This window comes from Streptomyces lunaelactis, from assembly GCF_003054555.1.
GTDB lineage: Bacteria > Actinomycetota > Actinomycetes > Streptomycetales > Streptomycetaceae > Streptomyces > Streptomyces lunaelactis.
Window position 1 is genome coordinate 7,952,560 of record NZ_CP026304.1, and the last position, 22,277, is coordinate 7,974,836.

The 22,277-nt window shown below is 71.2% G+C and carries 23 protein-coding genes; 6 read left to right on the forward strand and 17 right to left on the reverse strand.

The window, feature by feature from the left end; all coding sequences use genetic code 11:
- Window positions 1–30: 30 nt before the first annotated feature.
- The 7 genes from SLUN_RS36350 to SLUN_RS42500 form a co-directional block, all read right to left on the reverse strand.
- Complete coding sequence (locus SLUN_RS36350) at window positions 31–1,761, reverse strand: transglycosylase domain-containing protein (RefSeq protein ID WP_257153864.1); 1,731 nt, start codon at window positions 1,759–1,761, stop codon at window positions 31–33.
- Window positions 1,762–2,085: 324 nt separating this feature from the next.
- Entirely contained in the window at window positions 2,086–3,363 is a 1,278-nt protein-coding gene (locus SLUN_RS36355; protein WP_108154121.1) for an ATP-binding protein, read from the reverse strand.
- Window positions 3,364–3,365: 2 nt separating this feature from the next.
- Window positions 3,366–4,121: a two-component system response regulator CseB gene (gene cseB / locus SLUN_RS36360; RefSeq protein WP_108154122.1), complete on the reverse strand. Its 756-nt coding sequence runs from the start codon at window positions 4,119–4,121 to the stop codon at window positions 3,366–3,368.
- The gene (locus SLUN_RS36365) at window positions 4,118–4,867 is read right to left on the reverse strand and encodes a hypothetical protein (protein ID WP_159100413.1); all 750 of its coding nucleotides are present in this window, start codon (window positions 4,865–4,867) and stop codon (window positions 4,118–4,120) included. Before SLUN_RS36365 ends, cseB begins: the two co-directional genes overlap by 4 nt.
- Before the next feature lie 181 nt (window positions 4,868–5,048).
- On the reverse strand, window positions 5,049–5,948 hold the full coding sequence (locus SLUN_RS36370) for an NAD(+)/NADH kinase (protein ID WP_108154124.1): 900 nt from the start codon (window positions 5,946–5,948) through the stop codon (window positions 5,049–5,051).
- On the reverse strand, window positions 5,945–6,955 hold the full coding sequence (locus SLUN_RS36375; protein ID WP_108154125.1) for an SPFH domain-containing protein: 1,011 nt from the start codon (window positions 6,953–6,955) through the stop codon (window positions 5,945–5,947). Before SLUN_RS36375 ends, SLUN_RS36370 begins: the two co-directional genes overlap by 4 nt.
- A gap of 123 nt (window positions 6,956–7,078) precedes the next feature.
- The gene (locus tag SLUN_RS42500) at window positions 7,079–7,423 is read right to left on the reverse strand and encodes a PKD domain-containing protein (RefSeq protein ID WP_371413888.1); all 345 of its coding nucleotides are present in this window, start codon (window positions 7,421–7,423) and stop codon (window positions 7,079–7,081) included.
- Between the two features lie 536 nt (window positions 7,424–7,959).
- On the opposite strand from SLUN_RS42500, the gene SLUN_RS36385 reads away from it, so the two are divergent.
- Complete coding sequence (locus SLUN_RS36385) at window positions 7,960–9,450, forward strand: UDP-N-acetylmuramoyl-L-alanyl-D-glutamate--2,6-diaminopimelate ligase (RefSeq protein ID WP_108154127.1); 1,491 nt, start codon at window positions 7,960–7,962, stop codon at window positions 9,448–9,450.
- 46 nt (window positions 9,451–9,496) lie between these two features.
- Here the strand turns inward: SLUN_RS36385 and SLUN_RS36390 are convergent, their stop codons facing one another.
- From SLUN_RS36390 to SLUN_RS36415, 6 genes are all read right to left on the reverse strand, one after another.
- On the reverse strand, window positions 9,497–9,928 hold the full coding sequence (locus SLUN_RS36390) for a protein-tyrosine phosphatase family protein (RefSeq protein ID WP_175314316.1): 432 nt from the start codon (window positions 9,926–9,928) through the stop codon (window positions 9,497–9,499).
- Between the two features lie 51 nt (window positions 9,929–9,979).
- Window positions 9,980–11,212 (reverse strand): DUF4032 domain-containing protein, encoded by a 1,233-nt coding sequence (locus tag SLUN_RS36395; protein WP_108154129.1) that lies wholly within the window; start codon window positions 11,210–11,212, stop codon window positions 9,980–9,982.
- A 140-nt stretch (window positions 11,213–11,352) separates the two neighbouring features.
- Entirely contained in the window at window positions 11,353–12,078 is a 726-nt protein-coding gene (locus tag SLUN_RS36400) for a hypothetical protein (RefSeq protein ID WP_108154130.1), read from the reverse strand.
- The gene (locus SLUN_RS36405; RefSeq protein ID WP_108154131.1) at window positions 12,075–13,709 is read right to left on the reverse strand and encodes a serine/threonine-protein kinase; all 1,635 of its coding nucleotides are present in this window, start codon (window positions 13,707–13,709) and stop codon (window positions 12,075–12,077) included. The genes SLUN_RS36400 and SLUN_RS36405 overlap by 4 nt, the downstream gene beginning before the upstream one ends.
- Before the next feature lie 230 nt (window positions 13,710–13,939).
- Window positions 13,940–14,614, reverse strand: a complete 675-nt coding sequence (locus tag SLUN_RS36410; protein WP_108154132.1) for an alpha/beta fold hydrolase — start codon at window positions 14,612–14,614, stop codon at window positions 13,940–13,942.
- A gap of 219 nt (window positions 14,615–14,833) precedes the next feature.
- A complete protein-coding gene (locus SLUN_RS36415) occupies window positions 14,834–15,436 on the reverse strand; it encodes a hypothetical protein (RefSeq protein WP_108154133.1) in 603 nt (200 codons plus the stop codon).
- 177 nt (window positions 15,437–15,613) lie between these two features.
- Here SLUN_RS36415 and SLUN_RS36420 point away from each other — a divergent pair, with 177 nt between their 5' ends.
- Entirely contained in the window at window positions 15,614–16,924 is a 1,311-nt protein-coding gene (locus SLUN_RS36420) for a helix-turn-helix domain-containing protein (RefSeq protein WP_108154134.1), read from the forward strand.
- Window positions 16,925–16,955: 31 nt separating this feature from the next.
- Here the strand turns inward: SLUN_RS36420 and SLUN_RS36425 are convergent, their stop codons facing one another.
- Window positions 16,956–17,132, reverse strand: a complete 177-nt coding sequence (locus tag SLUN_RS36425) for a hypothetical protein (protein ID WP_371413889.1) — start codon at window positions 17,130–17,132, stop codon at window positions 16,956–16,958.
- Between the two features lie 314 nt (window positions 17,133–17,446).
- Here SLUN_RS36425 and SLUN_RS36430 point away from each other — a divergent pair, with 314 nt between their 5' ends.
- From SLUN_RS36430 to SLUN_RS36440, 3 genes are all read left to right on the forward strand, one after another.
- The gene (locus tag SLUN_RS36430; RefSeq protein ID WP_108154135.1) at window positions 17,447–18,508 is read left to right on the forward strand and encodes a tetratricopeptide repeat protein; all 1,062 of its coding nucleotides are present in this window, start codon (window positions 17,447–17,449) and stop codon (window positions 18,506–18,508) included.
- 17 nt (window positions 18,509–18,525) lie between these two features.
- Entirely contained in the window at window positions 18,526–19,035 is a 510-nt protein-coding gene (locus tag SLUN_RS36435; protein ID WP_108154136.1) for a GNAT family N-acetyltransferase, read from the forward strand.
- Between the two features lie 102 nt (window positions 19,036–19,137).
- Window positions 19,138–19,956: a methyltransferase domain-containing protein gene (locus tag SLUN_RS36440; protein ID WP_108154137.1), complete on the forward strand. Its 819-nt coding sequence runs from the start codon at window positions 19,138–19,140 to the stop codon at window positions 19,954–19,956.
- Window positions 19,957–19,989: 33 nt separating this feature from the next.
- Here SLUN_RS36440 and SLUN_RS36445 read toward each other — a convergent pair whose 3' ends face one another.
- A complete protein-coding gene (locus SLUN_RS36445; RefSeq protein WP_108155147.1) occupies window positions 19,990–20,217 on the reverse strand; it encodes a DUF6296 family protein in 228 nt (75 codons plus the stop codon).
- A gap of 205 nt (window positions 20,218–20,422) precedes the next feature.
- On the reverse strand, window positions 20,423–20,599 hold the full coding sequence (locus tag SLUN_RS36450; protein WP_108154138.1) for a CsbD family protein: 177 nt from the start codon (window positions 20,597–20,599) through the stop codon (window positions 20,423–20,425).
- A 172-nt stretch (window positions 20,600–20,771) separates the two neighbouring features.
- Between SLUN_RS36450 and SLUN_RS36455 the strand changes: the two genes are divergently transcribed.
- Window positions 20,772–21,149, forward strand: a complete 378-nt coding sequence (locus tag SLUN_RS36455; RefSeq protein WP_108154139.1) for a DUF2795 domain-containing protein — start codon at window positions 20,772–20,774, stop codon at window positions 21,147–21,149.
- Window positions 21,150–21,188: 39 nt separating this feature from the next.
- Here SLUN_RS36455 and SLUN_RS36460 read toward each other — a convergent pair whose 3' ends face one another.
- Entirely contained in the window at window positions 21,189–22,142 is a 954-nt protein-coding gene (locus tag SLUN_RS36460; protein ID WP_108154140.1) for a lysylphosphatidylglycerol synthase transmembrane domain-containing protein, read from the reverse strand.
- Window positions 22,143–22,277: the final 135 nt, after the last annotated feature.

Here is a 22,277-nt window from a genome sequence, read left to right on the forward strand (position 1 = left end):
CGAAGGGTCGCCGGACTCGGCTCATTGCTGTCAGTAGCCGCCGGCCGTCTCGTCCTCGCTTCCGGGCGTGACCTCCGGCTCGGGAGCGAACCGGTCGCCGAGTGCCTGCTGGGTGTACTGGGTCCAGATCCTCTCGGAGTTGCCCTTGTCGGCGTTCCTCAGGGTGACCTGCTTCTTGGACTTGGCGTCCTCACCGAAGAGGGCGATCGTCGTGACCAGTTCCGGGCCGGCGCCGATGAACCACTCGGCCTTCCTGTCGTCGGAGCGCCCGGAGGCCGCTGTCACGTTCTGCTTGCTGCTGCCGGGTGCCACCGAGCTGAAGCCGTCGCGCCGGTCGGCGGTTCCGCCCGGCGAGAAGGTGAGGTACGAGGAGACCAGTTCGGCGGTCCTGGGGTCGATGGCCTGCCCGCCCACCGCGCCGGCCAGGTGGGTGCTCGCGTCGTCGCGCCGCGCGGACTTCACGATCGAGGGGGTGACCTTCTTGCCCGCATGCTTGAAGGAGGCGTAGACACCCGCCATTTCCATCGGACTGACCCCCATGAGTCCCAGCGATGTGGCGCCCGGCGTGGAGAAGCCGGCTGCGTCGGGGTCGATGCCGAGGTCCGCGGCGGTCCGCCTGATCTGCGCCGGGCCGGACTCTTTGCCGCTGTCCTGCTTGGCTTCCATCGAGGCGGCGTACGAGACCGGTTCGAAGGTGGGGCCGGCCTGGTAGTCGGCGCGGGTCGCGTTGCTGAGGTAGTGGCTGGTGTAGTCGCGGCCGCCATAGAGCGCCACGATGTGGCCGTTGCGGGGATCGACCGAGACCGCTCCGGTCTGCCGGTCCGGATCCGGCTCCGCCGCGCCGGACGGCGCCTTCGGGCCGGTGTCGCCGTCGGCGGCCTTGACCGCCTGCTCCAGTGCCTTCTGTTTGTCCGGTTCGATGGTGAGGGTGATCCGCCAGCCGCCACCGGCCAGTTCCTGCTCGCTGATGCCCGAGGCCGTCAGTTCCCGCCGTGCGGCGTCCACCAGATAGCCGGTCTGCCCGGCGAGTCCCGCGCCGAGCCGGCCGGTCACCGGCACCGGGAAACGCATCTGCTGCCGTGCGTCCTTGTCGAGCCACCCCTCCTTGACCATGTTGTCCAGGACGTAGCCCCAGCGCTGCTGGACCAGCTTTTTGGCCGCGGGGGCGGCGATGGCCCAGTCGTACTGGCTGGGTGCCTGCAGCAGTGCGGCGAGGTAGGCGCCCTGCTCGACGGTGAGGTCCTCGACCTCCTTGCCGTAATACGCGCGGGCGGCGGCCTGGATGCCGTACGCGAGCCTGCCGTAGTAGCTGCTGTTCAGGTATCCGGCGAGGATGTCGTCCTTGGAGTTGTGCCGGTCGACCTTGAGGGAGATCACCAGTTCCTTCACCTTGCGGGTGACGGTCTGTTCCTGGCTGAGGTAGTAGTTCTTGACGTACTGCTGGGTGATGGTCGAACCGCCCTGCGTGCCCTGGCCGGTCAGCGTGCTGAGGATGCCGCGGGCAGTGCCGCTCAGGGAGACGCCGGAGTCGCTGTAGAAGTCCTTGTTCTCCGCCGCGACGAACGCGTGCCGCACGCCCTCGGGCACCCGGCCGAGCGGGACGGTCTCCCGGTTGATCTCGCCGGTGCGGGCGAGGCGGCTGCCGTCGCTGAACAGGTAGACATTGCTCTGCGCCTTCGCCAGGTCGTTGGCCCGGGGGATGTCGATGGCGAAGTAGAGAACGGTGAAGGAGCCCGTCACCAGGGCGCACAGTGCGATCACGCCGGCGAGTACCTTCCGCCAGCTGAACAGGCGGCGAAGTCCCGTTCGCTTCCCGGGCTTTCCGGACTTCCGGGGCCTGCGCGGTCCGAACCGTCCGAACCGTCCCAGCCGTCCGAACCCGCCGCTGCGAGCCCTGTTGCCGCCGTTCCCCTCCGCTTCTCTCGCCGCGCCGGCCTCACCGACCTCGTCGGCCCCGGAGGACCAACGTGCTGTTAGCTGTTCTGCCGTCCGGTCGGGACTGTGCCTGATACGCATGGCGCCATCCTCAGCGCCGAAGATCTTCGTCGGCCCGAAGGAAGACATCGGCTGTGACGCGGAGTTGTATCAGTCGTGTATCGGACCGTGCTCCTGATCCGTGCCGGGCGCTGCCTCCGGTCCGGAGATGGGGAGTTGGAGGACGGCGACGGCGCCGCCGCCGGGCGCGTTGCCGAACTCGAGGGTTGCGCCGATGACATGGGCCTGGCCGAGCGCGATGGTCAGTCCCAGCCCGTGGCCGGTGCCTCGGGCTCGGGCGCCGGTCCGGAATCGCTGCGGCCCGCGTGTGAGCAGGGTGTCCGGATAGCCGGGGCCGTGGTCGCGTACGGTCACGGTCCGGCCGTCCGAGGCCACCGTGACGGTGACCGGAGGGCGGCCGTGCCGGTGTGCGTTGACGATCAGGTTGGTGAGGATGCGTTCCACGCGGCGCGGATCCGTCCATACCGCCGCCCTGCCCGCTGTGGGTGGCTCAGCGGCAGTCAGTTGTACGGAGAGGCCGGCGCGGGTGACGATCTCCTCGACCAGGGAGACGATCGGGCACGGGGAGAGATCGGCCTGTTCCGCTCCGGCGTCCAGCCGGGAGATCTCCAGCAGCTCCTCGACCAGGGCGGCGAGCACCCGTACGCGGTCGCGGACATAGCCGGCCGCCTCCCCATCGGGGAGCAGTTCGGCGGCCGTGACCAGGCCCATCAGCGGCGTACGCAGTTCGTGGGCCACATCGGCGGTGAAGCGCTGTTCGCCGCGCAGTCGTTCCTGGAGGGCGCCGGCCATCGTGTCGACGGCCGCGGATATCTCGGCGATCTCGTCGCGGGGCCGGGAAGCGGTACGGATGCGGGCGTCCAGGTCTCCGGCCGCGATACGCCGGGCGGTGCCCGCGGCCGTACGCAGCCGACGGCTCATCCGTCCGGCGGTCAGGACGCCGAGCGGGAGCACCACCGCGGTCGTGATCACTCCGGCCCAGGCGATGCTCGTGTCGAGGGCGCTGATGTCCCGCATCGTGGTGGTCATGTCGACGCGGACGGACAGTACCCGCTTCCCGGCGGGGCGCGCCGCCCACATCGCGGGTCCGTCCGGGCCGGCGGTGAACTCCGTTCCCCAGCGCCCTTTTTTCACGATCCCCTGCAGGCCGTCGGGCACGTCGGGCGCGTCCAGGGCGGCGCCCGTGCCCTGTACGGCACCGGTGCGGGCATAGGTGACTGCGGCCCGGTCGAGGGTGGTTCGGGCGCTGTCGCGGGCCTGGGAGAGCTCGCGGTCGCGGGAGGCGTGGTGGACGAGGACACCGACGGCCGCGGCGACGGCGCAGATGGCCACGGCGACCAGGGCGGCGATCCGCCATCTCAGCGGCATGGTCAGCGCCGCAGCTTGTAGCCGAAGCCGCGGACCGTTTCGATCCGTTCGGCGCCGATCTTCGCCCGGAGGCGCTGCACATGGAGGTCCACCACGCGGGTGTCGCCGTGCCAGGCGTGGTCCCACACCCGGCTGAGCAGGGTCCTGCGTTCCAGGACGACGCCGGGTGAGGCGGCGAACTCGAGCAGCATCCGCAGTTCGGTCGGGGTCAGGGCGAGCACGCGGCCGGCGAGGCGTACTTCCATGCCGCGGGTGTCGATGGTCAGGTCGCCGAAGGCGATGGTGCTCGGGCCGTCCGCCGTCCCGGAGCCGGTGCCTGTCCCCGTTCCGGGGGCGGGGGTGAAGGAGGCGCGGCGCAGCAGGGAGCGGATGCGGGCGACGAGTACCGCGCTCTCGCACGGCTTGATCACGTAGTCGTCGGCGCCGGCCTCGAGTCCGGACACGACGTCGAGGGCATCGCCACGGGCGGACATCATCAGGATCGGCGCGAGGCTCAGTTCGCGGATTCTGCGGCACAGGCCGATGCCGTCCAGTTCGGGCAGCATCACATCGAGCAGCAGCAGGTCCGGGCTCGTTTCGCGGAAGATCTCCAGGCCGGTGAGACCGTCGGCGGCGGTGGACACGGTGAAGCCGTAGCGCTCAAGCAGCATACGGACGGTGTTGCGGATGACCTCGTCGTCCTCGACGAGCAGCAGATGCGCCTCGGCCGCGGAGCCGGGCGGGGCGAAGGACGGGATCGTCGGCGGTGCGGGGGTCATGGGGTCCTCGTCTGCGGGCGTGGGGTCTGCGCGGGCGGGGTCTGAGGGAGCGTGGACGACGGTGCCGCGCCCGGGTCCGCATCCGCGTCCGAACTCGGGTCAGGGGCCTGCGCCCGGCCCGTGCCCGCCGTGTCGCCGTTCCCGCCCTGCGGGGCGCCGGCGGCCATCACCGCGCCGTTCCACCGGTAGCGCGTGGTGTACAGGCCGTCGTCACCCGTCGAGGTGAGCAGCAGGTCGTGCCCGAAGGTTTCGCCGGTGAGCCCGAGCGGCCCCCAGCTGATCAGCACCGGCCGGACGGTGCCGTCACGCGTCCAGTAGACCTGAATCAGTGTCAGCCCGGCCGACTCCTCGTCCAGCGCGACGATCAGTTCGTCCCGGCCGTCCCCGGTCAGGTCCCGGTAGACGGGCCGGCGCAGCCCGCAGCGGCTGCCGGGACAGTCCTCCATCGCGGCCAGTACGAGTTTCGGCACATTGGGGTCGTGCTGCAGCAGTTGCTTCACCGGCACCTTTTTCAGCCCGCCCGCGGGCACGGTGATGCCTTCGACCGTCAGATACCGCTTGTCGGTGGGGCTGGTCTCGTCCCCTGCGGGCGGGGTCGGTGGGGCGTACTGCGGCCACAGCGGCTGTGCGCTGACCGGCGGTGACAGGCTCGGTGCGACGCCGCCGTCCCGGGTGCCGGTCTCCGACGCGCAGCCGGCGAGCCCGGTCAGCGCCGCGCCGGCGGTGAGGGCGGTGAGGGCGGCCACGATGGGGCGCCTGTGGTGAGGGGGGCCCGTGTGGGGGATGCGGGACATAGGCACATCAGCGTACCGGCGGCCGCGGGACGCCTCCCGGGGGGTTCACGGCCACCGGTCGCCAGGGGTTCGTAAGGACCACCGGCTGCGGGCCCGCTGGTGCCGCTGAGCCCGGCTCAGCGGCAGCAGGGGGTCAACTGAGCAGCCGCAGCGCCATGTCCGCGATGCCGAGGCGGACCGTCTGACCCCAGGTGAGGTGCAGCGCGTCGGTCTCCATCCCGTCGCCGAAGGCGACCAGCCGGTCCGACTCGACGGTCAGCCGCAGCCGTTGCGAGTCCGTCAGCGCCCCCTCCACGAACGAGGTGCCGGTGGTGGGGGAGGGCCAGGCCTCCCGTACGAACCAGATCAGTTGAGGTTCGGCCGGGCCGGGCAGCCCCAGGGAACTGCCGCGCTGCTGCCACAGGGAGCGCAGCCAGCCGGTGGCGCCGGTGCCCGTGCCGACCAGGACGCCGGAGGAGGCCTGCGCCTCGGCGGGCGCCGCTTCGCCGTCGGGACCGAGGCGGTAGCGGGCGGTCTGGTGGCCGGGCGGGCCGAGGTAGATCTCGTTGAGGGCGAGCAGCCGCTGGGTGTCGTCGGCGACGGCCTCCACCATGGTGAGTTCGTCGATGGTTCCCCGGCGGGAGGCGGCCGCCGGGAGGAGTTTGGCCGCGTCGGCCGCCAGGTGGCGCACCAGGACGCCCGGGTTACGGCCGGGATCGGTGTCGATCCCGACCACCGGCTGGCCCGACAGATACTTGGCGGCGTTGGCCACCAGACCGTCCTGGCCCACCACGACCACCACGTCCTCGGGGCCGAAGAGGAAGCGGTCGAGGTCCGCGCGTTCCACCCGGGTCCCACGCCACTGGAGCGGCACCGCCGCCGCCACATCGGCGAGCGCCCGCCGGGTGCGGTGATGCCGCTCGGTCACCTCCTGGATGCTCCGGCCGCGGGAGGAGAGGAAGAAGGCTGCCTGGCCATGGGTGCCGTGCCGGGCGAGCAGCTCCTCGTACTCGGTGGCGCGGTGTACCAGCACCGCGCGCGGCGCGAGGCTCACGACCGCTCCCCGTCGGCCCGTCCGAGTTTGGCGAGCAGCCCGGTGAGGACGTCGGGGGAGAGGGTGAGGCTGTTGATGCGGGGCAGATTCTCGGCGACCCGCGTGGCGGCCAGCGCGTGCAGCGTGGCGGGGGCCGCCTCGGAGTGCACTCGCAGCCAGGCGGCCTGCGCCTGGGCCCGCGCCTCGCCGACCTCGCGGGCGGCCTCGGCCTCGGCATGCGCCAGCCGCACCGTGCGGGTGGCTTCGGCCTCGGCCCGTACGGCGTCCGACGCCGCGTTCTCCTCGGCCTCGCGGCGGGCGTTGGTGCCGCGCTGCTCGACCAACTGCTCCTCGCGGCGCGCCAGTTCGATCTGACTGGCGAGCTCGTTCTCGGCGATGGTCCGCTCCCGCTCCACGGCCACGGCCCGCCGCTCGTACGTAGCCCGGTCCGCCTCCTGCTGGATCTGCTCCCGCGCGGGCGTGCGCAGCGCCCGCTCGACCTCGGGCTCGGGGCGGAGGGCGACCACGCGTACGGCCACCACCTCGATACCGGTGGCGGGCAGTCGTGGCTCCGCCGCGAGACCGCCGGAGATCCGCTCCCGTACCGCCGCGACACCGTCGGTCAGAGCGGCCGAGAGCGGCGTGCGGGCCAGAACGTCGAGCGCGTGCTGCTGGGCGGTTTCGGTGAGCAGGGTGGAGAGCTGCTCCAGCGGGGCGCCGCGCCAGACGCCGGTGTCCGGGTCGACGGAGAAGTCCAGGCGGGCGGCGGCGGTGGCCGGTTCGCTGATCCGGTACGTCACGGTGGCCTGCACGCTGACGTCCTGGAAGTCGGACGTACGGGCATGGAAGGCCATGGCGAGTTCCCGGTCGTCGACCGGTACTTCGGAGAGTGCGGCGGTCAGCGGCTGGAACCAGAAGCTCAGCCCGGGTCCGTCGTGAACGAGCCGCCCGCGCTTGAAGTGGCGGATGTGGGCGGTGGGTGCGGAACGTAGATGGCGCCAGCCGAAGCGCCTGATGATGTCGGCCATGACAGCGTCCCCCTTTTTCGTCAGTCAGACGATATAGGGAACCAGTGGTTATCGTCAATGCGACGAAAGCGGGGCGGCTCGCACCGTGCGAGCCGCCCCCGAACCGCCCCTCTCGCGGGGCTGTCAGTCCACGGTGACGGCTTCCGCCGCCTCGGTCAGGACCTGCCGGCCGTCCTGACCGGTCATCACCAGGCGTGGCAGACAGGGCCCTTCCCGGTCGAAGACGTGGGTGGTGGTCGCCTCACTCGTCTCGAGCTGCGTGCCGTCGCCGAAGTGCCGGCGATAGCGGTATCCGCCGGGTGGCTGCTCGCCGTCCACGGTCGCGCTCAGGCGCACCGGACCTCCTGTCTGCGCCTCCGTCGGTACGTTCAGCAGCGCGCGCGACGATGGATCGGTCGCCGCTGCCGACCGTGCCGGAGCGTGCAGCGCGGAACGCGCACGAGGCGCAGCGGGTCGACCGGCGCACATTGCCCATGATGAAGTCCCGCCCGGGCGCCCGTGAGGTCTCCCGCAGATAGCGGTGGGCCCTGGGCTCTGCTCTGCTCAAGACTGGGGTGCGCCGGTCCCCCCGGGGCGGGATCAGTGCTGCCCTGCGGGACGTACACTCCACCCATGGGTTGCACATATGCGGTGAGGGAGTGCCTGAGAGGCGTCCCGCGCGCGCTGTGCCCCATCGCGCCACGGACCCGCTGCCGTGCGCTGCACGGTCACGGCTAACCATTTCCTGACGGATCCGAGTCCGGTCCTCTTTTCCGCCCGCGGAGCTCTGCTTTCCGCCTGCGGAGCTCTGCCGCCCCGCCCGCGCCGTCTCTCTTTTCCGGTTTCTCCGGTTCGTCCGCATCCTGCGGTCGCCGGGCGCCGCACCACTGAGCTGCCTGTCCCGCACCTCCCTGTCCAGCACTGCCTGCACGCTCCCGCACCATTCCCGCGGCTCCTCGGCGTGCCGTCGCCGTCTTCGGCGACGTCCGGACGTCCGGCGGGGCCGCACCCTCGAGAGGACCCCTGTGAAGTTGACCGAGTTGCTGGCCGGGCACGACCACGAGGTTCTTCTGGGCGATCCGCATACACAGATCACCGCGGGAGCGTGCTTCGACGCGCACCGCGTCTCGCCGGGCTCCCTGTTCATCGCGGTGCCGGGGCACCGTGAGGGCGGTCCCGAAGCCGTCGGTCCGGCCCTGGCGCGCGGCGCCGTGGCGGTGCTCGTAGACGCCGCGGCGCCCGATCTCCCGGCCTCGGTGTGGGCGGCGGACACCGGCGTGTGTGTCGTACGGGTGCCCGATACGCGGACGGCGGCCGCGGTCGTCACCTCCCGCTACTACGGCGAGCCCGGTCGGGACATGGACATGGTGGCCGTCACCGGCACCAACGGGAAGACCTCGGTCTCGTACATGGTGGAGTCCGTGCTGCGGCTCGCCGAAGGCGCACGGGTGGGCGTGATCGGGACGGCCGGCAACCGGATCGGCGACGCACTGATCCCCATGCCGAGATCAGTACTGACCACACCGGAGTCGCCGGACTTCCAGTACCTGCTGGGACAGATGCGCGACGGCGAGGTGAGCACAGTGGTCCTGGAGGCCACGTCGATGGGCCTGCTGAACCACCGGGTGGACCACGCTTTCATCGACGTCGGCATCTTCACCAACCTCACCCAGGACCACCTGGACGACCACGGCACCATGGAGAACTACCGGGACGCCAAGCTGCGCCTGTTCCAGGGGCTGTGCCGGCGCGCGGTGGTCAACGCGGACGACCCGGTGGGAGCCGGAATCGGGGCGATGATGCCCGGCGAGGTCACCACGTACGCCCTGGACGCCGAGGCGGACTACCGGGCGAGCGACCTGAGCATGGACGCCTTCGGTACGCGCTTCACCCTGCACCACGACGGACACAAGTACCCGGCGGCGATCCCCGTCCCCGGGCGGTTCTCGGTGGCCAATGCCCTCGCCACGGTGGCGGCCTGCCACCTTCTGGGGCACGACCTGGCGGGGCTGGTCGCCGCGCTCGACCGGATGCCGCCGGTCCCGGGGCGGTTCGAACGCTTCCAGACCCCCCGCGGTACGTCTGTGATCGTGGATTACGCGCATTCGCCCGACTCGCTGGACAAGGTCCTCACCGCCGTCCGGGAATTCGCCGCCGGCGAGGTCATCACCGTCTTCGGCTGTGGCGGCGACCGGGACACCACCAAGCGCACACAGATGGGGGAGATCGCCGGTATCCACTCCGACCTGGTCGTCCTGACCTCCGACAACCCTCGGAACGAAGACCCCGAGGCGATCCTGGACCAGATCACACCGGGCCTGGTGTCGAGCGGCGCCCGCTTCGAGCGGTGCGCCGACCGCCGACAGGCCATCGCTCTGGCCCTGTCCACCGCCGGGCGGGACGACATCGTCCTGGTCGCGGGGAAGGGGAGTGAGCCGTACCAGATCGTCGGCGAGCAGCTGCTGCCGTTCAGCGATATGGCAACGGTGCGCGAACTCGCCGCCGCCCAGGAGTAGTTACACGCCGCGCGGCCTGCCCCTGCGGGAGGAAGGCGAGGTCTCGTCAGGGGACGAAACGGCGCACGTAGCGCCGTTGCCAGGGGGTCTCGACGGCGTGGCGGTCGTAGTGCCGACGCACGAAGTCAACCGCCTGGCCGGCCGGTACTCCGTCGAGCACGGCCAGGCAGGCCAGGGCTGTGCCGCTCCTGCCACGGCCGCCGCCGCAGGCGATCTCGACGCGTTCGTCCCCGGCACGCGCCCACGCCTCGCCGAGAACGGCCCGGGCCTGTGCGTGGCTGCTGGGGAGCCGGAAGTCCGGCCAGCGCAGCCATCGTGCCTCCCACGAGACCTCGGGGGGCCGCTTGCCCAGCAGATATACGGCGAAGGACGGCGTCGCTCCGGCCGGCAGCGGCCGGCGCAGCGCACGGCCTCGGACGAGGCGTCCGGAGGGAAGCCGCAGGACGCCCGTGTCGGCCGGATTCCAGGTCTCGCTCACATGGCTCACCGTATGCCCCACGATCGCGTGTCCCGCGGGTGCGCGGGCGGATCAGCTCTGGACGGGCGCCGCTTCCGGGTCAGGGCGAGGGAGGATGCGGGCGGTGAAATCCTTGACGGCCGCATCCAGACCGATGTCGTGCTGTGCGCGTTCGGACAGATACCACCGGTGCTCGAGCAGCTCGTGATAGAGCTCGGCCGGATCCATCGAGCCCCGCAGGTGCTGAGGCACGGCTCGTACGGTGGGCCGGAAGACCTCCCGGACCCAGCGGTGGGCCAGCACCTCCGTGCGCGCGCCGAGCGGGTCGCCCGGTGCGTAGTCGTCCTGTGTGGCCATCCAGCTCTCGAGGTCGTTGAGAAGGCGCCGGGCCTGGTTCTCCTCGGTGTCGAGGCCGGTCAGACGCAGGAGTTGGCGCTGATGATGGCCCGCATCGACGACCTTCGGTACGAAGGTGACGGTGTCGCCGCTCGAGGAGTGCTGGATCTGCATCTCGGCGACGTCGAAACCGAGGTCGTTGAGCCGGCGGATACGGCGGTCGATGTAGTGGTACTTGCCCGCCGGGTAGACGGACGTGCGGGTCAGCTCCTCCCACAGGTCCTGGTAGCGCCGGCAGATCTCGGTGCCGAAGGCGATCGGATCCACCGACGGATGGAGTGCGCCGGCCGCCTCCAGGTCCAGCAGCTCGCCGCTGATGTTCACCCGGGCGAGCTCGATGTCGTACGCGCGCTGCCCGGTGGTGAGTTGGGGGTGCAGCTCCCCGGTCTCGGCATCGACCAGGTAAGCGGCGTAGGCGCCGGCGTCGCGGCGGAAGAGCGTGTTGGACAGCGAGCAGTCGCCCCAGGCGAAGCCGGCCAGATGCAGCCGGACCAACAGTACGGCGAGCGCGTCCATGAGGCGGTGCATCGTGGTGGGCCGCAGCGTGGTCTCGAACATCGACCGATAGGGCAGGGAACCGTTGAGATGCCGGGTGATCAGCACCGGCTCCAGCGGCCCGCCGTCGCTGTCGGTGCGCCCGGTAACGACCGCGAGGGGATCCACCGCCGGGATGCCGAGCCGGTCGAGGGTGCGCAGCAGCTCGTACTCGCGTACCGCCGGCCGCTCGGCGAGCTCCTTGACGGCGACCACGTCGGCCCCGGCCCGGGCATAGCGCACCACGTGCCGGGAGATGCCGCGCGGCAGCGCCACGAGGTACTTCTCCGGCCATTCCTCGAGCGGCAGGTGCCACGGAAGTTCGAGAAGGAGCGCGGGGTGTTCGGGGTTGGTGGCGCTGATCTGCAAAGCCATCGATCGCCTCGCGTCGGACGGTGACGGGCCACCAGTGTGACGTATGAGGTCGCGCACCTCATCGGGCGCCCTGGGCGGCGACCGGCATGGCCGCACTGCGGTTCAGGCGGCGCTGCGGTTCAGACGCACCTGGCCGCGGTTCAGACGCACCTGTACGTGAAACGCGTCGCGACCGTGTGCCGGGACGGCGAGGTGATCCGCAGTTCCGCACTGGCCCGGTATGCGCCCCGGCCGTGGAAGGTCCAGAGCAGATGCAGGCGTGCCTGTTCCTGCCCGCGCGTCATCTTCTCCCGCAGCACCTCCGAGGTGGTGCCGTCGCTGCGCACCCAGCGATACGTCACAGTGCCGGGCCGTCCGTTGGTCTCCAGTACAGCCACGACATCCGCCGTGCCGTCACATCCGGGCCCCTCCGGAGCGCTCTGCACGGCGACATCCTCCACGGCCAGGCCGGGCCCGTGACGCTGCCAGGCGAGGAAGGCCAGCACCGCCAGCAGCACGATGGCGGCCAGGGCGTACCGGCGGAGTCCTCCGCTGCGGGGTTCGCGGGCCTGCTGCGGCTCGGCGGGCTGCCCAGGCAACGTGCCGTGCCAGAGTTCGGCTGCGGTCGTGCTGTTGCCACGGTTCCGGTTCCGTACGACCGCGGTCACTCCCGGGCCGAAGCGGAGCACCTCGCCCTCCACGCGGTCCGGTGCCACGCTCACCGGCTGACCGCCCCGCACCGGGACGGTTGTTTCGGGCGCGGGCTCCGGCTCCGGCCGCTCGAACCAGTGGCTGCCGAGCGCGGTCGCGCTGTACCCCTCGTTCTCGGCCTCGTCCGGGCGCGGGGTCCGCCGCCCGTCGTCGTAAGGGACCCGGGGATCGTTCATCCGATGGGGCACCGCCTGGCCTGGATCTGCTGCGAACTGGGATTCGGGGCGGTGGGGTTCGTCGTCGCCCGTACGCCCCAGTAGCAGCCCTTCCCCTGGAAGGTGTGGTCCAGCGTGATCGTGTACTGCGTCGCGCCGCTCCGCTCGAAGGTCTGCGAGCCGTCCGGGGCGCCCGGTTCACCCTTGGCGTTGCTGGTGAACCATGCGATGACGACGGTCACCGGACCGGTCCCGTCCGTGGCGACGTCGATGGAGGCGGTGGCGACCGTCGCATTGATCTGCTGCAGGCTCGAGACGGATACGGACCTCACCCTGACGGGAGCCGTGGTGGGAGGGCTGGGTTCGGTAGTGGGTGGGGAAGCCGGGGGAGAGGTGGGTGGGGGCTCGGAGGATACGGGGGGCGCGGCGGTCGCGCTGCCCGAAGGAACAGAAGTGTCGGACGGAGAAGGGGAATTGCCGGCCGGGACGCTCCCGGTCGGTGACGGACTCCCGGAGGTGGACGGGCCGGCGGACGCGGCGCCGTCCGGGTCGTCGACCGCGCCCGGTTCCGCGCTGGTGGTGGCGAGGGCCTGGGCCGTCGTGCGCTGCGGGCTGCCTCCGCTCGCCCCCGCCGCAACAGCGACGACCACCGCCAGAACCAGCGCGGCGAGGGTTGCCAGCACGCCCCGCAGGCCCGGACTCCAGCTGCCTGCCCAGCCTCCGCCGCTGCCTCCGCCGCCCAGTGCCGTCGTGGCCAGCTCGGTGGTGCCGGAGGCCTGGCCCGCGGCGGACGGGAAGAGCAGCGGCAGGAGTGCGGCGAGCGCGGCGAGCTTCCGCTGGCCCCGCTCCTCCCAGTCCGGGCCGTACGCCGCCCCGGCGATCTCCTCAAGCTCGGCCACGAAGGCCGCGGCGTTCTCGGGCCGCTCCAGCGGGGCCTTCGCCATACCGCGCCGGATCAACGGGCGCACCGGTTCCGGCGCCGCCTCCTCGGGAACCGGCGCGCTGATGTGCTGGAGAGCCAGCTCGGCGAAGTTCTCGCCCGAGAACGGCTTGCGGCCGGTCAGGCACTCGTAGAACGTCGCTGTCGCCGCGTAGACGTCGGCGGCCGGGGAGGCGGGCTCGCCGTTCCACTGTTCCGGGGCCATGTACGCGGGAGTGCCGGCGACGCCCGGTGTGGTGCCGCGGCCCGCCGCGATGCCGAAGTCGACGAGCTTGGACGAGCCGTCGGCCGCGACCAGCACGTTCTCGGGCTTGTAGTCGCGGTGGACCACACCCGCCCGGTGCGCGGCAGCCAGTCCCAGCAGCGAGCCCTTGAGCACCACCAGCGCCGCTTCGGGGCCGGTGGCTCCCTCGCGTCGCAGCAGGGTGCGCAGGGCGATCCCGTCGACCAGCTCCATCACGATGGCGGCGCCCAGCGGCGCTTCGACGTATTCGTACAGCCCGACCACATACGGCGAATCGAGTCCGCCGAGCAGACGTGCCTCCGCGCGGAACTCCTGTACGAAGCCGGAATCCGTGCGCAGCCGCTCGCTGAGGTATTTGACGGCCACCGGCACGCCGGTCGCGTCGTGGACGGCCAGGACGACACGCCCGCTGCCGCCGGAGCCCAACTCCCGGGATTCCGTGTACCCCGGCACCGACCACGTGTTCATCCCGCCCCCTAGGTCCTGCGCGGTTCCCAGCAGGCGTCAGCGCCGCCACCGACGGATGGCCCGACCGCTCTGCCGCGGGTATCCGTGCGCGGTCGTTGTGCACGACGGCCGCACCGTAGCCCACATGCTGTCCCCATGGCAGACACATTTCCGTCACGACTGGTTCCCGCCGGAGAGCCAGCTGCTGGGCTGCGCGGGTGAGCCGGTGCCTCAGTCGGTCACCGTGTCAGTCACCGGCGGCAGATCAGATCGGCCAGCTCCGACGGCCGGCTGAGCGCGACGAGGTGTCCACCGGGGAGTTCCTCGACGGTGATTCCCAGCCGCTCCTTCACGATCCGGCGCTGGAACTCAAGGGGGAAGAACCGGTCCTCACGGCCCTGCAGGAACCGCGTGGGGACCTTCGGCCACTCGCGCTGCGGCCACGGCTGCGTGAACAGGGCCTCCGAGGGGCCGGACTCGCCCTGCGCCATCGCCTCGTCGGTCACCTCCGGCGGCACATCGTGGAAGAAGTCGACCAGCACATCGAACTCGGCGTCCGGAGCGCGTCCCTCCTGCACGGCGTACGCCGCGCGCGCCGCGGCCTGGCCCGTGTTGTCCCACCACTGCCCCGCCGTCTCGCCGTAGGCCGGCACCATGGCGTTGACGAGAATCAGCTGATCGACCGCCACCCTCTCGCAGACCAGTGGCGCGGTGAAGCCGGCGAGCGACTGCGCGACAAGTACCAAGTCGCGGTGATCGCCGATCGCTCGGACGACGGAGTCGGCGTACTCGGAGAGCCCGGCGGAGTTGTCCTGAGGCAGGTCGACGGCCACCACCTCGTGTCCGCGCCCGCGCAACTCGGGGACGAGCCGGTGCCAGTACCAAGCGCGACCGTCAGCGCCGGGGATGAGCACATAGGTTGCCATTCAAACCGCCTTCGTCCTGTCGGCTACTCCGCGAGTACTGGGATACCTCACTCTCCCGGGCGATGGTGACAGTGAACGGGCTCCGGGCCGGAGTGTCCGACCCGGAGCCCGCCGCTCCCCCGTATCCCCGCTTCCCCCGTTCCCCCGTTCCCCCGTACTGCCCGTCGGACCGAGCGCGGGCGCCCGGCCGACCGGCAGGTCTGCGGTGTGGTGCCCGGCTCAGTAGAGCTTGGCGACCGCGACGCCCGTGGTCTTCTTGAAGCCCTTCAGCGGCGCGCCGTCGAGGTCGCCCAACTGCCCCCACTCGATGACCGTCACCGTCCGGCCGTCACGGCCGACCGAGTAGAGGCCGATGTCGGTTGAGCCGACGTCGGGGTCGGCGGTGTCGATGCTGTAGACGTGCGCTCCCTCCTCGACGTTGATCCTGCCGTGGTAGAAAGCCTCGCCCTCGAGCCCCGGGTGGGTGTCCTTCAGCCGGTCGAGGCAGCCCTCGATCGAGGCGCGGAGCCTGGAGGCGAGCGCCTTCGCCTTGGCCGTGCTGGGTGCGACCGTCGTCGTCTGACGGGCGCTGGTGTCCAGCTCCGTCCTGAAGTCGCGGTAGGCGGTGGAAGTCTTGGGCGCGATCCCCGCCGTGCACGGCGAGCCGGAGTCGGGCAGCCCCTGCTTCACCGGATCGGCGTGCCAGGGACTGATCGAGGCCGGCAGTTGCGACGCCGAGAGGAACTTCGGCGCCACGGGGGCGGCGGCCGTGGCCGAGCCGAGCGAGGCGATGGTCATGCCCACGGCTGCCGCGGTCACGACAGCGGTGCGGATCTTGTTCATGTAAGGGCTTCCCCCGGTTCGTGGCTGGCTGAGCGATCACCAGCTTCGGCGCGCCGGTGGGCGGCGGCAAGCACTCCACGCCCTTCAGGGACGGTGGAACCATTCCACCCCGGTTGACGTGGGGTTTATCAGTGGGGTGGGACGCCGTCCTGGGACGGCCGGGGGGAGTTGGAGCGCTTGAGCACACCGCGAGAGACCGAGACGGAAGCGTTCGCGCGACGGTTGAGCGAGCTTCGGGACGGATCCGGCCGCAGTTACGGCGCGCTGGCGCGCCGCGTCGGCGTCAGCGCGTCGACGCTGCATCGGTACTGCTCCGGGCAGACGGTGCCGGTGGAGTACACGCCGGTGGAACGGCTGGCACGCCTCTGCGGATGCCAGGGTGAGGAACTCACCGCGCTGCACCGGCTGTGGGTGAGGGCGGACGCGGATCGCGGCAGGCGTCAGGAGAGCGGTGCCGGGGCGGCAGGCCGGGAGGTCACGGCCGTCCCGGGCGAGGCCCCCGAAGCCGATCCGGCACCCGCCCCTGAGCCGTTGGCGGAACCCGACGAGCCCGGACGGCGGGGACGCCGCTGGGCGTACGCCACCGTCCTGGCCGCGGCCGTCCTCGCGTTAGTCCTGCTCATCGCCTTCGCTGAGAACTTCCCTTCGGCAGCGGACAGGCGGCAGTCCGCGGCGGAGCAGTTCGGCGGCGGAGCCAACGACTCTTCCCAGCCCCACCCCGACGGCTCCCGTTCCACCGCGCCCGCGTCTCCCGACGCCACGGCCTCCGCTCCCGGCGACGGACCTCGCGTATCCACCGACCACGGTCAGCGCCCGCCCGAAGCAACCGCTTCCGGCCGTTCCACCGCCCCCTCGGAGCCTGAGCGGAGCCGGTTGCCGTTCACTTGGAGCACGAACGACCACATCTGGCAGAACGGGTGCGGCCACACCTACCTCGTCAACCGCGGCCCCGCCCACGTGCCTCCGCCGCCTGCCGAAGCGGACGCCGAGCCTTGGGCGCGCTCGGTCGGTGCGGTCCACGGCGCCGATACCGGAGTGCGGATCACCGTGCAGGGCAAGAGCGACAAGGCGGTGGTCCTCGAGGCGATGCACGTCCGGGTGACGGCGAGGCGGGCGCCACCGAAGCACAACGCCTTCCGCATGAACCTCGGGTGCGGCGGGGCGCTCACGCCCCGCCTGTTCGACGTCGACCTCGACAAGCCCCGACCGATCGCACGCTCGATGGCGGGCAACGACGCCGGTGAGCCGATCCCTGCTGTCTCCTTTCCGTACAAGGTCTCGGCGACCGACCCCGAGACGCTGCTGGTCACCGGCCGTACGGTCGGCTGTGACTGCGACTGGTACCTGGAGTTGGAGTGGAGCAGCGGCGACCGCTCGGGCACCGTACGGATCGACGACAGCGGACAGCCCTTCCGTACGAGCGGAATTCAGGACCGGCCCGTCTTCGACTACGGCACCGGCTCCGGTCGTTGGAACCCGGCCGCCTAGCCACCCGGTCTATATGCAAGTCGGGCGCGGGTCAGATGGTGAGAGTGGGCCAGGGGACGTCGGTTTCGACGGCGGCGGTGTAGTCGAAGCCGCGGACGGAGAAGCCGTAGAGGCGGCGGACTTCGTCGCTGAACCAGTCGAGGTCGGCGAGTTCGGTGATGGTGTCGCTGGTGGCGGTGCTCCAGCGTTCGGCGACGGCGTTCTGCACGGCGGGGTCGAGTTCCCAGGTGTCGAGGCGGACCCGGCCCTGAGGACAACGGAGCGAGGTGCCGTAGCCGGGGGTACCTCCCAGGCGAAGCTCTGGGGGAGCGTCGCGGGCCCGACAAGATCGCCCGGACAGGGCCTGGTCCCGCCCTGTCTGCCCAGGTCAACGCGGCGCCCCGTACACCTTGATGATGATCGCGTCCGATTTCGTAGCACTCGGGTCGTACACGACAACACATACGCCGGGGGATTCGCCGCATACCTGCCGGCTCATAGCTTCTTGATCAAGCACCGCGATGATCAGGAGGCAACAGAGACATGTACGGCAAGGCATTCGCCCCGGAGTACCAGGGCGAACTGGGCTCGGTTCTCGGCGTCAACTCCTCGTACGACGAGGTGCTCGCAACGGCGAGACACGCGCGCCGCAACGCCGTCTCGGCACTCGACCGCGCCCGCGCCTCGCTCGCACTCGCCGAGGCCAACCGGCGGCTGGGCCGGGTGGCCGATGCCGGTGACTCCTGGCGCGACAGCTACCGTTCCGCCCGGCAGGCCCGCGACCGGGGCGCGATGGCGTGGGCCCTCTGGAGCGGCGGCACCCTGGCCCGGCAGTGCGGCACTCTGCCGCTGGCCCGCCGCCTGCTGTCGTCCGCCGTCGAACTCGCCGCCGAGAGCGGTGATCGCCTCGCCCACGGGTACTCGCTCGCCGGCCTCGCCGAAACGGGCCGGATCCAGGGCGACTACGAGGCGGTCGCGGAGACGCACGAGCAATTACTGGCCCAGGCGCGAGCTCATGGCGAGTCCCGGCACATGGTCTGGGCGATGTCCGGCATCGCGCAGATGCACCGCAACACCGGCGCGTACGACAAGGCCCTGGAGCTGTTCGAGGAGTCCGCCCGGATCGCGGAAGCGGCCGACGACGCACGCGGGCGGGCATGGTCGCTGCGGGGCATAGCCGACGTGGTGTCCGTGCAGGGCGATTCGGAGCGGGCGCTGGCACTGCTGTCCGACGCCGAGACCATCTGCCGCGACATGGATCTGGCCGGTGCCCTCGCGTACAACCACAAGATGCGCGGCAACGTCTTGTTCCGCGCGGCGCGTTACGAGGATGCCGGCGTCGCCTACGCGCTGTCCCTGCGCGAGTTCCGCGACATGAACGAGCCCCGGGGAACGGCGCTCTCCCGCCTCGGCCTCATCAAGTCCCGCTCCCGCCACGGCCACGTCGACGGCCACGCACCGGACGCGACGCTGGCGGAACTCGCCGAACTGGAAGCCGAGTTCAAGCGGATCGGGCTGCGTCACGCCCGGCAGGCGGTCGTGGCCTTCCGCGCCGAGCTGACAGAGGATCGCCGGAGAGAGGACCGCCGGGTGGCACAGGGGTAGCCACTAACCTGCGGGTCGTGATCATTGAACCGCTGGTGCCGGTGGACGGCGCCCTCCCCGGGGTGCTGCTCACCGAGCTGACCGCGCTCCACCTCTCCAACCGCGAGTTCCATGCGCTCAGCGGGGACTTCCCGGACCCGGACGGCATCACGCCCGAGCAGGTCGCGGCCTCGCTCGCGGACGAGCTGGTGAACCCGGAAGTCGAGATGCTGCTCGCACGGTCCGCCGGGGAGCTCGTCGGGTTCGCGGTCACGCTGGCGCGTCATCCCGACCCGGCGGATCCCGACCCCTGGATCGGGCTGCTGATGGTCCACGGAGAGGTGCAGCGCACGGGGCACGGGCGCCGGTTGGCCGGGATTGTCGCGGACCGCTTCCGGGCCGGGGGACGCACAGGACTCAAGCTGGCCGTGCTCGACAACAACCCCAGGGGGTTGGCGTTCTGGACGGCCCTCGGGTACGAGTTCGTCCGCTGGGGGAGGGACCACAGGCTGGGCCGCGCCTCGACGGTGCTGCGGCTCCCACTCTGAGAACGGTCTTGTCCCCCGGCCCTCAGATGCCCCCGCCTCTCCGACCCCTCTCCGACCGCTGACCGGCGGCGGCCGGCCGGCAGGACAACTAGAGTGGCCGATATGGGGGACAACCGGCCGACTTCGGCTTTCCATTCGGACAATTTCGACGACTCGCACACCGACGAGCTGGTCGGCTTGCTGGACGTGCAGGCGCTCAGCGCGGGCGTGCGGCGGCTGCGGGAATGGGCGCACCTCGGCGTGGCCGCGCGGCCGGGCGAGCGCGCGCTGGACATGGGAGCCGGCACCGGGTCGGTGACCCAGATGCTGGCGGCAGCGGTTGCGCCGGACGGTGAGGCGATCGGGGTGGAACCCAACCCCGGTCTGCGGTCGGTCGCCGAGCGGCGGGCGGCGGAGGCCGGCAGCGCCGCACGATTCGTGGACGGCGACGCGCTCGCGCTGCCGATGGGCGACGCCGAAGCCGACGTCGTCTGGTGCGAACGAGTGTTCCAGCACCTCGACGAACCGGAGAAGGCCGCCGCGGAGATCGCCCGGGTACTGCGTCCGGGCGGGAGGGTCGCGCTGATCGACTCCGACTGGGCGACCGCGATCCTGCACCCAGGTGAGCCCGAGGTGGTCGCGGCACTGACCGGAGCGGCGGTCTCGGCGGCCGCCAATCCGTACGCCGGGCGGAAACTCGCCGGTCAGCTGGCCGCAGCGGGGCTGGAGATCGGCGACCTCGGCTCGCAGGCGCTGATCCAGGACCCCGGAGAGGTCGCCTGGCCGCTGGTCCGGCTGCTGTGCGACGGGGCCGTACGGAGCGAGCTGATCACTGAGCAGCAGCGGGACCGGCTGTACGCCGACCTCACCGCGGCCGCCGAGCGGAGCGCGCTGCACATGTCGGTGACCATGTTCGGCGTCATCGCCCACCGTCCGGCCTGACTCGGGGCGGCCCTTCCCGGCCGCCCCGGCCACTCAGGAACTGAGTGCCCGCGCCGTTGGCGTCCCCGGTGCTTGATGCCCCCCACTGGCCAGCATGCGAACCTCTCCCCGGTCGCTGATCTCGGCGCGCACGATCCCCGTTTCGTCCTCGTAGACCGGATAGCCGCCCGCTCCGGCCCTGTCGGTGCGCCGGACGATCACCACATCGTCCTCTACCAGGGCTGCCTGGAATATCAGCTCGTAGCTTTCCGGGTAATCCATACCTGAGGCCTCGCTCCACGCGCCGCCGTACTGGGCCCTTCCATCGTCACCCACACCCGCCCGCTCCGCCTCACGACGATGTGTGCGGCGGGCAAGCAGTGGCGTCGGCGCACGGAGATCGTCCGCATGCTCTTCCTCCTGCGCCGGCCATACGGAGAATGGGCCTGAGGCGCACCGCCTCAGGCCCAGCTCGTGCGTCTCCTGCTTACCGCCCGGACGGCTTCTTCATCCGCTCGGCAGTCTTCTCGCCGGCTTCCTGCGCCCTACCCGCGATCTGCTCGCCGCGGCCCGGCATCTGCATGGCCCGGTCGTCCATGGTCTTGCCGGCGGCTTCCTTCGTCCTGCCCTTGACCTGCTTCGCCTTCGTCTTTGCCTTACCCATGATGGTGTCCTCTCACATTGGGGGTGGACTGGCGTACCCACCTTGCGCTCGTCGCTCACAGTGCGCAAACGGGCGCAAAAGGTAACAGGGTCCCGCGGGGCGAAATGTCGTGTTCGGTGTCAGAAGCGACGGATTGGGTACGTGCTCAGTCGCCGGACCTAAGGAGTGAGACATGCAGCGAGGCAGCGATCGCCTCAGCGTCCGAAAGGACGACGAGATGAAGCATGAATTGCAGGGCCTGCTCCGTTCAGGACACCCCACGCGGGTAAAGGAGTGGCAGGACCCGGAGCCGGGTGCGGATGACGACCCGGAGATCGCGTCAGGCGCCGCGCCCGAGAGGGGTTCGGTGGGCCCCGACGCAAAGCTGGAGGTCGAGTTGGCCCGGCATCTGAGCCGTACGGCCTTCCCCGCCACCCGCGGCGAACTGGCGGACGCTTTGAGCGAGCGGCACGCCTCTGACCGGCTGGTCGAGCTCGTGAACCGGCTGCCGGCAAAGGAGGAATACCGCAGCGCTCACGAAGTCGTCAGTACCCTCGCTCGCCAGGCGTAGCCATGGCTGAATCGCTCCTCGGAACACCTGCGATTGCGGTCAGATCACCTTCGAGCGGACCAGGACACCGAGGACGAGCGCCCCGGGAACCAGGGGCAGCCATACGCTGATGATCCGGTAGCCGAGGACCACGGACGTGGCCAGGGCGATCGGGACCCCGGCCGTGACGAGCGCGATGACCAGCGCCGCGTCCACCGAGCCGAGGCCGCCCGGTGTCGGTACGACGGCGGCCAGGGTGCTTCCGGCGAGATAGGCGATCCCGAGATGGACCGCCGGAACGGACACGTCCAGAGCCATCGCCACGGCGACCAGTCCCGCGGCCTGCAGCGTGGGAAAGGCCAGCGCGCCACCCCACAGGGCCAGCGCTCGCGCGGGCCTGGTGTGCACGGAACGCGCGTCGCTCAGAGCCGTTTCGACGAACGTACGGATGACCCCGCGCAGCGGGGTTACGGCCACCAGCAGCACCGCCACCGCACAGACCAGAGTGCCCGCCACCACGAGCACAGGGCCTGCCGCACCCGGCATGAGACTGTCGAGGCTCAGCGCGTGCGGAGACAGGGCGACGAGAGCCAGCAGCAGGACGACGCGTCCGGTGCCCGCCGCCAGCATGTGCAGGGCGAGCGCGGCGGAGGAGCGGGACAGCGAGAGTCCGCAGCGCTGGAGAAAGCGGAGATTGACCGCGCCCGCGCCGAGCCCCGCCGGGAGAAGGTGGTTGGCGGCTGCCGCGGCGAACTGCGTCACGAACAGCCGGAGCACAGGGAGCCGCTGGAGGGTCGCTCCCTGGCGTGAGAAGGACACAGCGACCCATCCGAGCACGGTGAGTGCGACGGCGACCAGCAGCCAGTACTCGTCGGCCGACAGGAGTCTGCTGCCGCCGGCCGTGATGATCGGCCAATGCCGGGCCGCCCAGACGCTGACCGCGGCGATCGGCAGCAGGCAGGCGAGCTGGCGCAGCGGCAGCCGCCGAAGGCGGTTTCCCTGAGGTGTGGACATCGCCTCGGTTCGTCTCCGCTCCTCACCCGCACTGCCGGCCTGTCGCCGGCACCAGGTTCCCCACGCTGTGCGACGTCCTGGCGTCGTGCGGCCGACGCCCCGCGGGCGCGCCGGTGACCGGGAGACGGCGACCGT

Bases quoted from the DNA above. Each gene is read 5' to 3' on its own strand.
- SLUN_RS36355 (WP_108154121.1), bottom strand. From the start codon at position 3,363: ATGCCGCTGAGATGGCGGATCGCCGCCCTGGTCGCCGTGGCCATCTGC.
- cseB (WP_108154122.1), bottom strand. From the start codon at position 4,121: ATGACCCCCGCACCGCCGACGATCCCGTCCTTCGCCCCGCCCGGCTCC.
- SLUN_RS36375 (WP_108154125.1), bottom strand. From the start codon at position 6,955: ATGGCCGACATCATCAGGCGCTTCGGCTGGCGCCATCTACGTTCCGCA.
- SLUN_RS42500 (WP_371413888.1), bottom strand. From the start codon at position 7,423: ATGTGCGCCGGTCGACCCGCTGCGCCTCGTGCGCGTTCCGCGCTGCAC.
- SLUN_RS36395 (WP_108154129.1), bottom strand. From the start codon at position 11,212: ATGGCTTTGCAGATCAGCGCCACCAACCCCGAACACCCCGCGCTCCTT.
- SLUN_RS36400 (WP_108154130.1), bottom strand. From the start codon at position 12,078: ATGAACGATCCCCGGGTCCCTTACGACGACGGGCGGCGGACCCCGCGC.
- SLUN_RS36405 (WP_108154131.1), bottom strand. From the start codon at position 13,709: ATGAACACGTGGTCGGTGCCGGGGTACACGGAATCCCGGGAGTTGGGC.
- SLUN_RS36410 (WP_108154132.1), bottom strand. From the start codon at position 14,614: ATGGCAACCTATGTGCTCATCCCCGGCGCTGACGGTCGCGCTTGGTAC.
- SLUN_RS36415 (WP_108154133.1), bottom strand. From the start codon at position 15,436: ATGAACAAGATCCGCACCGCTGTCGTGACCGCGGCAGCCGTGGGCATG.
- SLUN_RS36430 (WP_108154135.1), top strand. From the start codon at position 17,447: ATGTACGGCAAGGCATTCGCCCCGGAGTACCAGGGCGAACTGGGCTCG.
- SLUN_RS36440 (WP_108154137.1), top strand. From the start codon at position 19,138: ATGGGGGACAACCGGCCGACTTCGGCTTTCCATTCGGACAATTTCGAC.
- SLUN_RS36445 (WP_108155147.1), bottom strand. From the start codon at position 20,217: ATGGATTACCCGGAAAGCTACGAGCTGATATTCCAGGCAGCCCTGGTA.
- SLUN_RS36450 (WP_108154138.1), bottom strand. From the start codon at position 20,599: ATGGGTAAGGCAAAGACGAAGGCGAAGCAGGTCAAGGGCAGGACGAAG.
- SLUN_RS36455 (WP_108154139.1), top strand. From the start codon at position 20,772: ATGCAGCGAGGCAGCGATCGCCTCAGCGTCCGAAAGGACGACGAGATG.
- SLUN_RS36460 (WP_108154140.1), bottom strand. From the start codon at position 22,142: ATGTCCACACCTCAGGGAAACCGCCTTCGGCGGCTGCCGCTGCGCCAG.